This window comes from Micromonospora sp. M42 (genome assembly GCF_000568915.1).
Lineage (GTDB): Bacteria > Actinomycetota > Actinomycetes > Mycobacteriales > Micromonosporaceae > Micromonospora > Micromonospora chalcea.
Genome location: NZ_KK037233.1, coordinates 1075617 through 1090400, shown reverse-complemented (window position 1 = coordinate 1090400; position 14784 = coordinate 1075617). Strand labels below are relative to the sequence as shown.

The window sequence follows — 14784 nt, the reverse complement described above, 5'->3', positions numbered from 1 at the left end:
TGCTCGGCCACCCACAGCGGCAGCACGTCCGGCGGGTACAGCCGCCACTTCACGCTGGTGCGTGCCCGGAGCTGGTCGAGTGTGAGCTGGGTGAGTGGGTTGCCGTCGTCGGCGGAAACGACCATGCGGCTCACCCTAGGTTCCTCCTACCATCGCCCGATGGCCCACCCGGCGTACCCGCTGCGCACGTCCCGGCTGCTGCTGCGCCCGGTGACGCTCGACGACCTCGACGACGTGCACGCCTGGCAGCGCCGTCCGGACGTGGTCCGCTGGATGGCGGGCGCCGCCCCGCGTACCCGGGCGGGGTCCCTGGCGTCGGTCACCGCGATGGCCGGCGAGGACGCGCTGCGCGCGGAGGGCGACTGCCTGACGCTCGCCGTGGTGCGCGACGGGCGGGTGATCGGCGCGGTCGAGCTGGTGTGGCGCAGCGCGGCGGACCGCACCGCCGAGCTGGGGTACGTGTTCCACCCCGACCACGGCGGCCGGGGGCTGGCCACGGAGGCGGCCGGGGCGCTGCTGGACTGGGGTTTCGGCGAGTTCGGGCTGCACCGGGTGGTGGCCCGCTGCCACGCGGACAACGAGCCGTCGGCGCGTCTGATGGCCCGGCTCGGGATGCGGCGGGAGGCGCGGCACGTGCGCAGCTACCGGTTCCGGGGCGGGTGGGCCGACCAGCTCGTCCACGCGATCCTGGCCGACGAGTGGCGTGGCCGCTGAGCGGCCGGATCAGGAGACGGTGACGGGATCGCCGACGCGGATCTCGCCGGTGGTCTCCGGGACCAGCCGGATGCCGAACCAGGTCTTGCCGTCGTGGCGCCGGTGCCGGGCCAGCGTGCGGATGGGCTCCTTCCCGCTGGCGAGGGTCTGCGGGTCGATGAGCGTCACCGAGCAGCGGTCGCAGCGTTCGGAGACCCGGAAGTCGACGGCGCCGATGCGCACCCGTGTCCAGCCGTCCTCGGCGAACGGCTCGAACGGCCCGTCGAGCACCACAGTGGGCCGGAACCGGGCCATCGCCAGCGGCTCCGGGGCCGGTTCGCCGCGTTCCAGCGCGCCCTCGACGATCCAGTCCCGCAGCCGCCGCAGCGACGGCGCCGTGGCGACCAGCAGCGGCCCGGCGTCGGAGAGGTTGAGCGGGTCACCGGGCCGGCCGCCGTGCTCGGCCGACATCGGCCGGCGGCGCGGGTCGTCCAGCCAGGCCAGCCGCACCGGCCGGCCCAGCCGCGCGGAGAGCCAGTCGTGAGCCTCGTCGGCGGCGAGCCGGACCGTGTCCAGCCGGGACACGTCGGTCGGAACCGGCGGCCCGTCCACCGGCTCGGCGACCGTCAGCGACGACCCGTCGCGGGCGGTGAGCGTGAGCGACCCGGGCCCGGGCGCGGCGGTCAGGCCGAGCAGCGCCGGCAGGGCGGTCGAGCCCACTTTGCCGCCGTCGGGGCGCAGCACCACCCAGCGGCGGTCGTGACGCAACCCCCACGGCTGGACCTCGGCCCGGTCGACGTCGACGCCGCCGAGGGACTTGACCGGATACAGGTGGGTCGAGACCAGACGCGTCATCGCCGTTCAGCCGATCTTGGGGGTGGCGCGGTCGATGATCGCTGCGAGGTCCAGTCCGCCGGGTAGCGTCCCGTACGCTTGGCCGTGGTCGCCGCCGAGCCGGGACGCGCAGAACGCGTCGGCGACCGCGGGGTGGCCGTGGCGTACCAGCAGCGCGCCCTGCAGCACCAGCGCCAGCCGCTCCACCACGCGCCGGGCGCGCAGCTCCAGGTCGGTGTGGTCGGCCAGCTCGTCGCGCACCCGGCGCACCGCGGCGTCCAGTCGCGCGTCCGCGCCGGCCGCGGCGGCCACCTCCGCCTCGTACGCGGCGAGGACCTGCGGTTCCCGGGTGAGCGCGCGCAGCACGTCCAGCGCGGCGACGTTGCCGGAGCCCTCCCAGATCGAGTTCAGCGGCGACTCGCGGAACAGCCGCGGCATGCCGGACTCCTCGACGTAGCCGTTGCCGCCCAGGCATTCCAGCGCCTCGGCGGCGTGCCCCGGCCAGCGTTTGCACACCCAGTACTTGCCGACTGCGAGGGCGAGGCGCTTGAACGCGGTCTCGCCGTCGTCGCCGCGCGCCGACCGGTCGGTCGCGCCGGCCAGCCGGACCATCAGCACGGTGGCGGCCTCGGACTCCACCGCGAGGTCGGCCAGCACGTTGCGCATCAGCGGCTGGTCGAGAAGGTAGCTGCCGAACGCCCGCCGGTGGGTGGCGTGGTGCACCGCGGTGGTCACGCCGTGACGCATCCCGGCCGCCGCGCCGATCACGCAGTCGAGCCGGGTCAGGTTGACCATGTCGATGATGGTGCGCACGCCCCGGCCCTCGTCGCCGACGCGCCACGCCACCGCGTGCTCGTACTCGACCTCGGCGGAGGCGTTGGAGCGGTTGCCGAGCTTGTCCTTGAGCCGCATCAGCCGCATCGGGTTGCGGGCGCCGTCGGGCAGCACGCGGGGGACCAGGAAGCAGGTGAGGCCGCCGGGTGCCTGGGCGAGCGTGAGGAACAGGTCGCACATGGGCGCGGAGGTGAACCACTTGTGCCCGACGAGCCGGTAGCTGCCGTCCGGCTCAGGGCGGGCGGTGGTGGTGTTGGCGCGTACGTCCGAGCCGCCCTGCTTCTCGGTCATCGACATGCCGGCGAGCAGCCCGCGCTTGGTCTGCGGCGGGCGCAGCCCGAAGTCGTACTCGCGGGTGGTGAGCAGCGGCTCGTAGCGGTCGGCCAGCTCCGGGCTGTGCCGCAGCGCGGGCACCGCCGCGTAGGTCATCGAGATCGGGCAGCCGTGCCCGGCGTCGGGCCGCCACAGGTAGAAGCCGGCCGCGCGGGCCACGTGCGCGCCGGGCCGGTCGTCGGCCCACGGCGCGGCGTGCAGGCCGTGCCCGACGGCGGTACGCATCAGCTCGTGCCAGGACGGGTGGAACTCCACCTCGTCGATCCGGTTGCCGTACCGGTCGTGGGTGCGCAGCACCGGCGGGTGCTCGTTGGCGAGCCGCCCGTGTTCGGCTGCCTCCTCACCACCGGCGAGACGGCCCAGCTCGTGCAGGCCGGGCAGCGCCCATTCGGCGCCCTCCCGGGTCACGCCGTCGCGCAGTGCCGGGTCGTCGGCGGTGTCGTGGCCGACCATCGGGGGGACCTGGTTGACGACCTCGTGTGTGGTCACGGCGGCAACTCCCAGCGCGGTGGCGGATCGGGTCGGGGCCCGGATTGAACCACCGTTCACTCCGCACCGGCAACACCGATCGACCAGTCATTTTGGCTGGATTCGTTTGACATCATCCGGCTCGGAGACAAGACTCGCCGAAACTTTCTTTTGTCCGGGAAGTGGCAAGGGGGGCCTGTGTCCAGGAACAAGCTCGGCGCGTTCGGCGCCGCACTCATCCTCACCGTCGGCGTCCTGTCCGGATGCACCGGCGGCGAGGCGGTCGACGTCGGCGGCGGGGGGAACGCCGGCGGCGAAGGCGGAATCCTCAACGCCGCGATCGGCGGCGAACCCGACCAGCTCGACCCGCACAAGACCTCGGCCTACTACAGCTTCCAGGTGCTGGAGAACGTCTACGACACGCTCGTCGAGCCGGACGCCGACCTGAAGATGGTGCCGTCGCTGGCGACCAAGTGGACCACCAGCGACGACCAGCTCACCTGGACGTTCACGCTGCGCGAGGGCGTGAAGTTCTCCGACGGGTCGCCGCTGACCTCCGAGGACGTCGTCTACTCCTTCGAGCGGATCATCAAGGAGAAGCTGAACAACGCGTACAAGTTCGCCACCGTCAAGTCGGTCACCGGGCCCGACCCCGCGACGGTGGTGGTGACGCTCAGCGCGCCCACGCCGAACCTGCTCGCCAACCTCGGTGGGTTCAAGGGCGTCGCGATCGTGGAGAAGTCCAACGTGGAGTCCGGCAAGGTGAAGACCGCGCCGGTGGGCAGCGGCCCGTTCACGGTGGCCGGCTACACCTCCGGCGACAGCATCAAGCTGGTGCGCAACGACGCCTACTGGGGTGAGAAGCCGAAGCTCGACGGCGTCACGTTCACCTTCGTCAAGGACCCCACCGTGGCGCTGCAGAACCTGCGCAGCGGCCAGGTGCAGTGGACCGACAACCTGCCGCCGCAGCAGGTCAAGTCGCTGCAGGACGGCGACGACCCGGTGGTGAAGTCGGCGGCCTCCACCGACTACTGGTACGTGGCGCTCAACGAGGCCCGCAAGCCGTTCGACAACCCCGAGGTGCGGCGCGCCATCGGGTACGCCCTGGACCGGGAGGCGATCACCAAGGCGGCGAAGTTCGGCCTGGCCACCGTGAACCAGACCGCCATCCCGAAGGACAGCGCGTTCTACTACGACTACGCGCCCTACAGCCACGACCCGGGCAAGGCCAAGCAGATGCTCGGCCAGGCGGGCGTGAGCAACCTGACCATGGACCTGATGGTCACCAGCGAGTACCCGGAGACGGTCAGCGCCGCCCAGGTCATCGCCGCCCAGCTCAAGGACGTCGGCATCACCGTGAAGATCCGTACGCTGGACTTCGCCCAGTGGCTCGACGAGCAGGCCAAGGGCAACTTCGACGGGTTCATGCTGGGCTGGCTCGGCAACATCGACCCGGACGAGTTCTACTACGCCCAGCACCACAGCGGCGGCACGTTCAACTTCCACAAGTACAAGAACCCGGCGGTGGACAAGCTGCTGGACGACGCGCGCACCCAGACCGACCAGGGCGCCCGCAAGCAGGCGTACGAGCAGGCGGCGAAGCAGATCGTCGACGACGCCAGCTACCTCTACCTCTACAACCCGGACGTGGTGCAGGGCTGGTCGAAGAAGGTCTCCGGCTACGAGGTGCGCACCGACCGGGCGATCCGGTTCCGGTCGGTCGCCCTGGCCAAGTGATGGCCCGCTTCGTCCTGCGGCGGGCACTCCAGTCGGCGGTCGTGCTGATCGGCGTGACCCTTGTGGTGTTCCTGCTGCTGCAACTCGTGCCGGGCGACCCGGTCCGGGTGGCGCTCGGCACCCGGTTCGACCAGGAGACGTACGACGCGTTGCGGGAACGGGCCGGCCTCGACCAGCCGCTGCCGGTGCAGTACGCCAGCTACCTCGGGCACGCGCTCACCGGTGACCTGGGGGTCAGCTTCCGCACCGGCCAGCCGGTGAGCCAGATCGTGCTGGAACGGCTGCCCGCCACGCTGTCCCTGGCCGTCACCGCGGTGCTGTTCGCGCTGCTGGTGGCGTTCCCGCTGGGCATCGTCGCGGCGGTACGCAGCGGCTCCGCCGTGGACCACGCCGCCCGCGTGTTCAGCCAGTTCGGCGTCTCGGTGCCGGACTTCTGGATGGGCATCATGGGCATCCTGCTGTTCGCCGGGGTGCTCGGCTGGCTGCCACCGTCGGGTTACGTGGCGCTGACCGAGGACCCCGGCCGGTGGGCCACCCACGTGGCGCTGCCGGCGGTCACCGTCGGCCTGGTCACCGCCTCCATCCTCACCCGGTTCATCCGCTCCTCGGTGCTGGAGGTGCTCTCCGCCGACTACGTGCGGACCGCCGAGGCGAAGGGGCTGCGCAACCGGGTGGTGATCGTGCGGCACGTGCTGCGCAACGCGCTGATCCCGGTGGTGACTGTGGTCGCCGTGCAACTGGCGAGCCTGCTCGGCGGCGTCATCGTCATCGAGGTGCTGTTCGCCTGGCCGGGCATCGGCCGGCTCACCTTCGACGCCGTGCAGGCCCGCGACTATCCCGTCCTGCAGGGCGCGGTGCTGCTGGTGGCCGCCCTGTTCCTGCTGGTAAACCTGCTGGTGGACATCCTCTACGCCCGCCTCGACCCGAGGATCACGGTCAAGTGAGCGCCACGACCGAGAGCACCGGGCGCCGTGTGCTGGACGCGCTGCGCCGCGACCCGCTCGCCGTCGGCGGCACCATCGTGCTCGTCCTGCTGGTCGTGGTGGGCGTGGCCGGCCCGTGGCTGGCCCCGGCCGGCGTCAACGACGTCGACGTGGACCAGATGCTGCGCCCGCCCAGCGGCGCGCACCCGTTCGGCACCGACGAGCTGGGCCGCGACGTGCTCAGCCGGGTGCTCGTCGCCGCCCGCGTGTCACTGCAGGTCGGCGCGGTCAGCGTCGGCATCGCGCTGGTCGCGGGCGTGACGCTCGGGCTGCTTGCCGGCTACTACCGGGGCTGGCTGGACAGCATCCTCATGCGCTGCATGGACGTGCTGTTCGCGTTCCCGGTGCTGCTGCTGGCGGTGGCCATCGTGGCGGTGCTCGGCCCCGGCCTGCTCACCGCCATGGTCGCCATCGGCGTAGTCTACACGCCCATCTTCGCCCGGATCACCCGCGCCGGCGTGCTGTCCGTACGCGAGCAGGTGTTCGTCCGGGCCGCAGTGTCCATCGGCGCGTCCGACCTGCGCATCATGCGCCGGCACGTGCTGCCGAACATCGCCGCGCCGCTGATCGTGCAGACGTCGCTGTCGCTGGCGTTCGCGATCCTCTCCGAGGCCGCGTTGTCCTTCCTCGGCCTCGGCATCCAGCCGCCCGCGCCGGCCTGGGGCCGGATGCTGTTCGACGGGCGCGGCTTCGTCACCGACGCCTGGTGGCTGGGCGTGTTCCCGGGAGCGGCGATCTTCCTCACCGTGCTGGCGTTCAACCTGGTCGGCGACGCGCTGCGGGACGTGCTCGACCCGCGCCAGCTCACCCTCGCCGAGGCCCGCCGGAGCACCCCATGAGCGAGCGCACCGAACGCATGCCGAGCCAGCGCCAGCGCCCCAGGACCGACTCGACGGTGCTGTCCGTGGACGACCTCACCGTCACGATCGGCACCCGCCGTGGCCCGGCCCGCGCCGTGGCCGGCGTGTCCTGGCAGGTACGGCAGGGGGAGACGTTCGCGCTGGTCGGCGAGTCCGGCAGCGGCAAGAGCATGACCCTGCTCGCCGCCACCGGTCTGGCCCCGCGCGCCGCGACGGTCACCGGCCGGGTGCGGTTGCTCGACCACGAACTGACCGCGCTGCCCGACGACCGCCGCCGCAGGCTGCGCGGCCGGCACGTCGGGTTCGTCTTCCAGGACCCGATGACCTCGCTCAACCCGGTGCTGCCGGTGGGCCGGCAGGTCACCGAGGCGGCCGAGGAGCACCTCGGGCTGACCCGCCGCGCCGCCCGCGACCGGGCGGTGGAACTGCTGGAGCTGGTCGGCATCCCGTCGGCCGCGCGGCGCGTCGACGCGTACCCGCACCAGTTCTCCGGCGGCATGCGCCAGCGCGTCGCCATCGCCATGGCGCTGGCGTGCGAGCCGGACCTGCTGATCGCAGACGAGCCGACCACCGCGCTGGACGTCACCACCCAGGCGCAGATCATCGAGCTGGTCGCCGACCTGCAGGCGCGGCTGGGCACCGCAGTCGTCTGGGTCACCCACGACCTGGGCGTTGTCGCCGGCATCGCCGACACCGTCGCGGTCATGTACGGGGGACGCATCGTCGAGCAGGGCCCGGTCGACGGGGTGTTCGACACGCCCACCCACCCGTACACCCGGGCGCTGCTGGCGGCCCGGCCCGACCCGTCCCGGCGCGGCGAGGACCTGGTGGCCATCCCCGGCGCGCCGCCGAGCCCGCTGGACCTGCCGGCCGGCTGCGCGTTCTGGCCGCGCTGCCCGGTTCGCGCGGACCCTCGCTGCGAGCACGAGCTGCCACCGCTGACGCCGGTCGGCGACGGGCACACCGTCCGCACCTTCTACAGTGGAGAGGCCGGATGAGTGACGACACCCCCGACGTGATCGCCGAGCTGGACGACCTCGCGGTGCACTTCCCGACCCCGGCCGGAACGGTCCGCGCCGTGGACGGCGTCACGCTCGCCGTACACCGGGGCGAGACGCTCGGGCTGGTCGGCGAGTCGGGCAGCGGCAAGTCCACCGCCGGGCTGGCGCTGCTGCGGCTGGTCGACCCGAGTGCCGGGCGGGTCCGGGTGGCGGGCGCGGACGTGACCCGCTGGTCCCGGCGCCGCCTGCGCGCGACGCGCCGCCACGTGGCGATGGTGTTCCAGGACCCGCAGGCGTCGCTGGACCCGCGCCGCACCGTCGGCGACAGCATCGCCGAACCTCTTGTCGTGCACCGGCTCGCCACGTCCCGCACCGCCCGGCGGGAGCGGGTGGCCGAACTGCTGGACCTGGTCGGCCTGCGCGCCGACACGGCCGGCCGGCATCCGCACGAGCTGTCCGGCGGCCAGCGCCAGCGCGTCGGCGTGGCGCGGGCGCTGGCCGGCGAGCCGGATCTGATCGTCCTGGACGAGCCGATCGCCTCGCTGGACCTGAGCGTCCAGGCGCAGATCATGAACCTGCTGCGGCGCCTGCAACGCGACCTCGGGCTGACCTACCTGTTCATCGCGCACGACCTGGCGGCCGTCGAGCACATGAGCGACCGGATCGCGGTCATGTACCTGGGTCGCATCGTGGAGACCGGCCCACCGGAGCGGATCTACCGGCGCCCGGCGCACCCCTATACGGCGGCGCTGCTGTCGGCGGTGCCGGTGGCCGACCCCCGGGTCGAACGGCAGCGCCGCCGCATCGTGCTCACCGGCGACATCCCCAGCCCGGTGGACCCGCCGAGCGGCTGCCGCTTCCGTACCCGATGCCCGCAGGCCCGCCCCGCGTGCGCCGAGACCGACCCGGCGCTGGCCGAGGTGGGTCCGGGCCACGAGGCCGCGTGCCTGTTCCCGCTAGACGGCGAGCGCGACGGCAGCCCGGGGGAGGAGGGCGGCGCGACGGACCGCGCCGACATCGCCGGCACGGCGTAGGCTCACCGCCGATGACGTTCACCACCCGGCCGACGTTGCGCGGCACGTTCGGCATGGTCTCGTCCACGCACTGGCTGCCAGCCAGTCCGCGATGGGCGTGCTGAGCGCGCGCAACGCGTTCGACGCCGCCGTCGCGGCCGGGTTCGTGCTGCACGTCGTGGAGCCGCACCTCAACGGCCCGGCCGGCGAGGTGCCGGCGATCCTCGCCACCGCCGCCGATCCGGCGCCGCGGGTGCTGTGCGGCCAAGGTCCGGCCCCGGCCGCCGCCACCGTCGCGCACTTCCGGTCGCTGGGCCTGGACCTCGTGCCCGGCGCCGGCCCGCTCGCCGCCGTGGTGCCCGGCGCTGTCGACGCGTGGCTGCTGTTGCTGCGCGACCACGGCACCCGCACGCTCGCCGAGGTGCTGGAACCGGCGATCGGCTACGCCGCCGCCGGCCACCCGCTGGTCGGCGCCGCCGGGCAGACAGTCGCGCGGGTCCGGTCGCTGTTCACCGACCACTGGCCGACGTCCGCGCGGCTCTGGCTCCGCGACGGCCGCCCACCCGCGCCGGGGGAGATGATCACCAACCCGGCGTACGCGGACACGCTGCGCCGCCTCGTCCACGCGGGACGGGCCGCCGGTGCGGACCGGGAGGCGCAGATCGAGGCGGCCCGGCGCGCCTGGCGGGAGGGTTTCGTCGCCGAGGCGATCGACCGTTTCAGCCGGCTGCCGTTCCGCGACTCCAGCGGGCGCGCACACGCCGGGCTGGTCACCGGCGACGACCTGGCCGGGTTCTCGGCCACCTGGGAGGCGCCGGTCACGCTGGACTGGCGCGGGCACACGATCGCCAAGACCGGCTTCTGGGGGCAGGGCCCGGTGCTGCTGCAGACCCTGGCCGTCCTGGACGCGCTCGACGACCCGGCGGTCTACGATCCGTCCAGCTTGGACGGCATCCATGCGCAGGCCGAGGCGCTGAAGCTCGCGTTCGCCGACCGGGAGGCGTGGTACGGCGACACCGACGTGCCAGGTTCCAGGCTGCTGTCGGCCGGCTACGCCCGTTCGCGCGCCGCGCTGGTCGGCGACCGCGCCGACACGTCGCTGCGTCCCGGCAGCCCGGCGGGCAGCCCGCCCCGGCTGCCGTCGCACCTGCGGGCCGACGCGGACCGGCGGGCCGTCCCGCAGGACCCGAGCACCGGCGAACCCACGGTACGCGCCGACGGCGTGACCCGCGGCGACACCTGCCACGTCGACGTGGTGGACCGGTGGGGCAACATCATCTCCGCCACGCCCAGCGGCGGCTGGCTGCAGAGTTCACCCACCATTCCGGAGCTGGGTTTCCCGCTGGGCAGCCGGTTGCAGATGTGCTGGCTGGAGGAGGGGCTCGCCTCCACGCTGCGGCCGGGGCGGCGTCCGCGTACCACGCTCAGCCCGACGCTCGTGCTGCGCGACGGCGAGCCGGTGATGGCCTGCGGGACGCCCGGTGGCGACCAGCAGGACCAGTGGCAGCTGCTGTTCCTGCTGCGGCACCTGGCCGGCGGGCAGGACCTGCAGGAGGCGATCGACGCCCCCACGTGGCACACCACGAGCTTCCCGGCGTCGTTCTACCCGCGCGGCGTCGAGCCCGGCGTGCTGGTGCTGGAGGACCGGATCGACGCGGATGTGCTGGCCGGCCTGCGTGCGAGGGGCCACACCGTCCGCCTGTCCGACCCGTGGAGCCTGGGCCGCATGTGCGCGGTCACCCGCGACCCCCGCACCGGAGTCCTGTCCGCGGCGGCGAACCCCCGAGGCGCCCAGGGCTACGCCACCGGCCGCTGACCCCTCCCGCGCCCCCCTCCCTCGTCGATCTTGCACTTGCGGCCCCGGCGCACCGGTCATAACGGGCACCCGCGGGGCGGCAAGTGCAAGATCAACGAGGCGAGGGCGGGGCAGCAGGGGTCAGTCGTTGATCCGGGTTATGTTGCGGATCTTGTTGGCGGCGTCCAGGGCGGCCACCTTGTACGCCTCCGCGAGGGTCGGGTAGTTGAACACCGCGTCGAGCAGGTAGTCGACGGTGCCGCCGCAGCCCATCACGGCCTGACCGATGTGGACGATCTCGGTGGCGCCGGTGCCGAACACGTGCACCCCGAGCAGCCGTCCGTCCTCGGGTGAGACGAGCAGTTTCAACATCCCGTACGAGTCGCCGACGATCTGCCCCCGGGCCAGTTCCCGGTAGCGGGCGATGCCCACCTCGAACGGGGTGGACGCCTCGGTCAGCTCCTCCTCGGTCTTCCCGACGAAGCTGATCTCCGGGATGGTGTAGATGCCGATCGGTTGCAGGTCGGACATGCCGCGTGCCGGTTCGCCGCAGGCGTGCTGGGCGGCCAGCCGGCCCTGCTCCATCGAGGTGGACGCCAGCGCGGGGAAGCCGATCACGTCGCCGACCGCGTAGATGTTGTCGACGGCGGTGCGGTAGTTCGCGTCGACCGCGATCCGGCCGCGATGGTCGGCGGTGAGCCCGGCCGCGTCCAGCGCGAGGTCGTCGGTCTGTCCCTGCCGCCCGGCCGAGTACATCACCGTGTCCGCGACGATCTTCTTGCCGCTGCGCAGCACGCAGAGCGCTGCGGTGCGGTGCTTCTCGACGGCGGCCACCTCCTCGCCGAAGCGGAAGGTCACCGACAGGTCCCGCAGGTGGTACTTCAGCGACTCGACGATCTCCTCGTCGCAGAAGTCGAGCATCCGGGGGCGGCGCTCGACCACCGTCACCTTGGTGCCGAGCGCGGCGAACAGCGAGGCGTACTCCATCCCGATGACCCCGGCGCCGACCACGACCATGCTGCGCGGGACGGCCTGCAGGTTGATCACGCCGTCGGAGTCGACGATGGTCCGGTCGTCGAAGTCGACGCTGTCCGGTCGGGCCGGGCGGGTGCCGGCGGCGACGACCGCCTTGTCGAAGCTGATCCGGGTCTCCCGGCCGGAGCCGGCGTCCACCCAGACGGAGTGGGCGTCGGCGAACCGGCCGGTGCCGGTGATCAGCGCGACCTTGTTGCGGGCCAGCTGGTCGCGGATCACGTCGGTCTGCCGGGTGATCACGTGCTGGGTGCGGGCGGCCAGGTCGGCGACGGTGATGTCCTCCTTGACCCGGTAGCTGCTGCCGTAGAGGTCGCGCTGGCTCAGCCCGGTCAGGTAGAGCACGGCCTCGCGCAGCGTCTTCGAGGGCACGGTGCCGGTGTTGATGCACACTCCGCCGAGCATGTCGCGGCGATCGACGATGGCGACGCGGCGGCCCAGTTTGGCAGCGGCGATCGCCGCCTTCTGTCCACTCGGTCCGGAGCCCAGCACCAGCAGGTCGTAGTCATACACGAGCGCCAGCCTCGCAGGGTCTCGCAACCCGCGCCAGCGGCAGGGCTCCGCGCCGGGGGTGGAACGCGGAGCCCTGCCGGGTCAGCGGCCCTGCAGGGAGCGGACGTTGTCGCCGAACGTCCAGCCCTTCGATCCGTCCCAGTTCACCGACCAGGTCATCAGGCCCTTCAGCCGGCCCTGGTAGGTGTTCCACGCCTGGGCCACCAGCGCCGGGCTCATGTACCCGCCGCCGGCGCCGACCTGCGCGGGCAGCCCGGGGACCTGCCGGTCCAGCGGTACGCGGATGGTGGTGCCCTGGATGACCAGGCCGGCGTCGAGGCAGTTGGTCTGCGCGACGAAACCGGCGACGGTGCCGGCCGGGTACGAGTCACCGGCGCAGCCGTACATCGAGCCGTTGTAGTACTGCATGTTGAGCCACCAGAGCCGCCCGTTGTCGGCGTACTTCTTGACGATCGGCAGGTACGCGCCCCAGATCGAGCCGTAGGTGACGCTGCCGCCGGTGACGTACGCGGTCTCCGGCGCCATGGTGAGCCCGAACCCGGCGGGCATCTGGGCCAGCACCCCGTCGATGATCCGGATCAGGTTGGCCTGCGAGGGGGAGAGCTGGTTGATGTTCCCGCTGCCGGTGAGGCCGGTCTCGATGTCGATGTCGATGCCGTCGAAGTTGTGCCGCTTGAGGATCGGCACGACGGTGGCGACGAACCGGTCGGCGACGGCGCTGGAGCTGAGGTCGATGCCGGCGGTGGCGCCGCCGATGGACAGCAGCACGGTGAGTCCGGCGGCCTTGGCCTGGCACACCTGGGCGGGGGTGGGCACCTTGACGCCGGCGTCCATGCCGTCCTCCCAGAGCACGGTGCCGTCGGCGCGGATGACCGGGAACGCGGCGGTCACCACGTTGTAGCCGTGGCCGGTGATCCGGGAGTCGGTGATCGGGATCCAGCCGAGGCCGGGGTGTACGCCGTTGGCGGCGCCGTCCCAGTTCTCCCAGTAGCCCTGCAGCACCTTGCCGGTCGGCCGGGACCGCAGCGCGCAGGTGTCCCCGCCCGGGGTGGTCGGGCTGGACGACACGGTCGGCGTGGGGGAGGGCGTCCGGGTGGGGGAGACGGTCGGGGACGGGGACGGCGAGGGCGTCCGGGTGGTGGGGCTCGGCGACGGCGTGCCGCCGGTGCAGGCGCCGAGGTCGGTCCAGAGCGCCGGCACGGCGGCCGGGTTCCAGCCCGCGCCGGCCGGCGGGGTGTGCGTGACGAGCGCCTGGTACAGCCGGCCGCCGTAGGTCGCCCGGCTGCCGGCGGTCCAGGTGACGCCCTCGGCCCAGGCCGGCGCGTCACACGCGACGAGCGCGCCGACGGCGCCGGTCGTGGTGGCGGCGGTGGCGGGCAGGGCGGCGGTGGCGGCGAGCAGCGCGACGCCACCGAGCAGTGCGGTCATCCCGCGTCCGAGTCGCATTGACATACCTCCTCATCGATGCGCCGGAGGTTATCAGTTAACTTTGTTAAGTGTAAATGCGCAGTACGCTGTCACCGCTTGGTTCACGGCGTGAACGCAGACGAACGCAGGTCGCCGTGGGCGGCCGGGAAGGGACGGCGGCGACGTGGACGCCAGACGCACCACGGTGCGCGACATGCGCCGGGCCAACCGGTCGGTGCTGCTGACCCGGATCTGGCTGGACGGCCCGCTCAGCCGGCACGAGCTGGGCCAGTCCACAGCGCTCAGCCTGGCCAGCGTCAGCAACCTGGTCGGCGAGATGATCAACGAGGGCCTGGTCGAGGAGGCCGGCTCGGTCGAGTCCGACGGCGGCCGTCCCCGCGTGCTGCTGCGCGTCGCCCCCGGCTACGGCTACCTGGTCGGCGCCGACGTCGGCGAAACCCGCGTCCAGGTCGAGCTGTTCGACCTGAGCATGACCGCGCTGGCCAAGGCCGAGTACCCGATCGCCGCGACCGGGCCCGACCCCGAGCGGGTCGCCGCCCACCTGCGGCACGGCCTCGCCGCGGTCACCGAACAGGCGGGCGTCGACCCGGCCGCGGTGCTCGGCTTCGGCGTCGCCGTCGCCGGCACGGTCGAGCGCACCGCCGACGCCGTGGTGCACGCCCAGACACTCGGCTGGGACGGCGTCCCGCTCGGCGCGATGCTGCGCGCCGACGTGCCGGTGCACGTGGACAACGGCGCGAAGACGCTCGGCCAGGCCGAGATGTGGTTCGGCGCCGGCCGCGGCGTCCGGCACGCGGTGGTCGCCCTGGTCGGCTCCGGCGTCGGCGCGAGCGTGGTCGCCGACGGCGTCGGCTACCGCGGCGCGCACAGCAGCGCCGGGGAGTGGGGCCACACCACCATCGTGTACGGGGGCCGCCGCTGCCGCTGCGGCAACCTCGGCTGCCTGGAGGCGTACGTCGGCGCGGAGGCGGTGCTGGACCGGTTCCGCCAGGCCAACCGGGGCCGCCCGGCGCCGGGCGCGGACGAGGAGACCGCCTTCGGTGAGCTGCTGCGCTCCACCAGCGGCACCGCCGCGAAGGTGATCGACGAGACGGTCGGCTACCTGGGCGCCGGGGTGGCGAACCTGGTGAACCTGTTCAACCCGGAGCGGGTGGTGCTCGGCGGCTGGGCCGGGCTGGCCCTGGGCGAGCGGCACCTGCCCGCGATCCGCGAGGCCACCGCGCGGCACGCGCTGCGCCAGCCGTACGCGCAGACCTCGAT

The 14784-nt window shown here is 73.1% G+C and carries 11 protein-coding genes and 2 pseudogenes; 8 read left to right on the top strand and 5 right to left on the bottom strand.

Annotated features, from left to right (window positions below; all coding sequences use genetic code 11):
* A pseudogene (locus tag MCBG_RS32315) lies at positions 1-125 on the bottom strand (cystathionine beta-lyase); the annotation flags it as partial.
* A 34-nt stretch (positions 126-159) separates the two neighbouring features.
* Here MCBG_RS32315 and MCBG_RS04690 point away from each other — a divergent pair.
* The gene (locus MCBG_RS04690) at positions 160-714 is read left to right on the top strand and encodes a GNAT family N-acetyltransferase (RefSeq protein WP_043324175.1); all 555 of its coding nucleotides are present in this window, start codon (positions 160-162) and stop codon (positions 712-714) included.
* Between the two features lie 9 nt (positions 715-723).
* On the opposite strand, the gene MCBG_RS04685 is transcribed toward MCBG_RS04690, so the two are convergent.
* Both MCBG_RS04685 and MCBG_RS04680 read right to left on the bottom strand, forming a co-directional pair.
* The gene (locus MCBG_RS04685) at positions 724-1548 is read right to left on the bottom strand and encodes an MOSC domain-containing protein (RefSeq protein ID WP_043324173.1); all 825 of its coding nucleotides are present in this window, start codon (positions 1546-1548) and stop codon (positions 724-726) included.
* A 6-nt stretch (positions 1549-1554) separates the two neighbouring features.
* Positions 1555-3183, bottom strand: coding sequence for an acyl-CoA dehydrogenase family protein (locus tag MCBG_RS04680; protein ID WP_043324170.1), 1629 nt, complete (start codon positions 3181-3183; stop codon positions 1555-1557).
* Between the two features lie 177 nt (positions 3184-3360).
* Here MCBG_RS04680 and MCBG_RS04675 point away from each other — a divergent pair, with 177 nt between their 5' ends.
* The 6 genes from MCBG_RS04675 to MCBG_RS04650 all read left to right on the top strand — a co-directional run bounded on the left by MCBG_RS04675 (position 3361) and on the right by MCBG_RS04650 (position 10572).
* Positions 3361-4899, top strand: coding sequence for an ABC transporter substrate-binding protein (locus tag MCBG_RS04675; RefSeq protein ID WP_043324168.1), 1539 nt, complete (start codon positions 3361-3363; stop codon positions 4897-4899).
* A complete protein-coding gene (locus MCBG_RS04670; protein ID WP_030502381.1) occupies positions 4899-5843 on the top strand; it encodes an ABC transporter permease in 945 nt (314 codons plus the stop codon). The genes MCBG_RS04675 and MCBG_RS04670 overlap by 1 nt, the downstream gene beginning before the upstream one ends.
* Positions 5840-6721 (top strand): ABC transporter permease, encoded by an 882-nt coding sequence (locus tag MCBG_RS04665; protein ID WP_043324166.1) that lies wholly within the window; start codon positions 5840-5842, stop codon positions 6719-6721. The genes MCBG_RS04670 and MCBG_RS04665 overlap by 4 nt, the downstream gene beginning before the upstream one ends.
* Positions 6718-7740, top strand: a complete 1023-nt coding sequence (locus MCBG_RS04660) for an ABC transporter ATP-binding protein (RefSeq protein WP_051610946.1) — start codon at positions 6718-6720, stop codon at positions 7738-7740. The genes MCBG_RS04665 and MCBG_RS04660 overlap by 4 nt, the downstream gene beginning before the upstream one ends.
* On the top strand, positions 7737-8777 hold the full coding sequence (locus MCBG_RS04655; protein WP_043324164.1) for an ABC transporter ATP-binding protein: 1041 nt from the start codon (positions 7737-7739) through the stop codon (positions 8775-8777). Before MCBG_RS04660 ends, MCBG_RS04655 begins: the two co-directional genes overlap by 4 nt.
* Before the next feature lie 91 nt (positions 8778-8868).
* A complete protein-coding gene (locus MCBG_RS04650) occupies positions 8869-10572 on the top strand; it encodes a gamma-glutamyltransferase family protein (RefSeq protein WP_223201070.1) in 1704 nt (567 codons plus the stop codon).
* 120 nt (positions 10573-10692) lie between these two features.
* Here the strand turns inward: MCBG_RS04650 and sthA are convergent, their stop codons facing one another.
* Positions 10693-12096, bottom strand: a complete 1404-nt coding sequence (gene sthA, locus MCBG_RS04645) for a Si-specific NAD(P)(+) transhydrogenase (RefSeq protein ID WP_043324162.1) — start codon at positions 12094-12096, stop codon at positions 10693-10695.
* 81 nt (positions 12097-12177) lie between these two features.
* Positions 12178-13542 carry a glycosyl hydrolase family 18 protein gene (locus tag MCBG_RS04640; RefSeq protein ID WP_043324159.1) on the bottom strand — a complete coding sequence of 455 codons (1365 nt, stop codon included), beginning with the start codon at positions 13540-13542 and terminating at the stop codon, positions 12178-12180.
* Positions 13543-13717: 175 nt separating this feature from the next.
* Here MCBG_RS04640 and MCBG_RS31485 point away from each other — a divergent pair.
* Positions 13718-14773, top strand: a pseudogene (locus MCBG_RS31485) (ROK family protein); the annotation flags it as partial.
* Positions 14774-14784 lie beyond the last annotated feature (11 nt).

Coding starts and splice junctions, on each gene's coding strand:
- MCBG_RS04690 (WP_043324175.1), top strand. CDS start 160: ATGGCCCACCCGGCGTACCCGCTGCGCACGTCCCGGCTGCTGCTGCGC.
- MCBG_RS04685 (WP_043324173.1), bottom strand. CDS start 1,548: ATGACGCGTCTGGTCTCGACCCACCTGTATCCGGTCAAGTCCCTCGGC.
- MCBG_RS04670 (WP_030502381.1), top strand. CDS start 4,899: ATGGCCCGCTTCGTCCTGCGGCGGGCACTCCAGTCGGCGGTCGTGCTG.
- MCBG_RS04660 (WP_051610946.1), top strand. CDS start 6,718: ATGAGCGAGCGCACCGAACGCATGCCGAGCCAGCGCCAGCGCCCCAGG.
- MCBG_RS04655 (WP_043324164.1), top strand. CDS start 7,737: ATGAGTGACGACACCCCCGACGTGATCGCCGAGCTGGACGACCTCGCG.
- MCBG_RS04650 (WP_223201070.1), top strand. CDS start 8,869: ATGGGCGTGCTGAGCGCGCGCAACGCGTTCGACGCCGCCGTCGCGGCC.
- MCBG_RS04640 (WP_043324159.1), bottom strand. CDS start 13,542: ATGCGACTCGGACGCGGGATGACCGCACTGCTCGGTGGCGTCGCGCTG.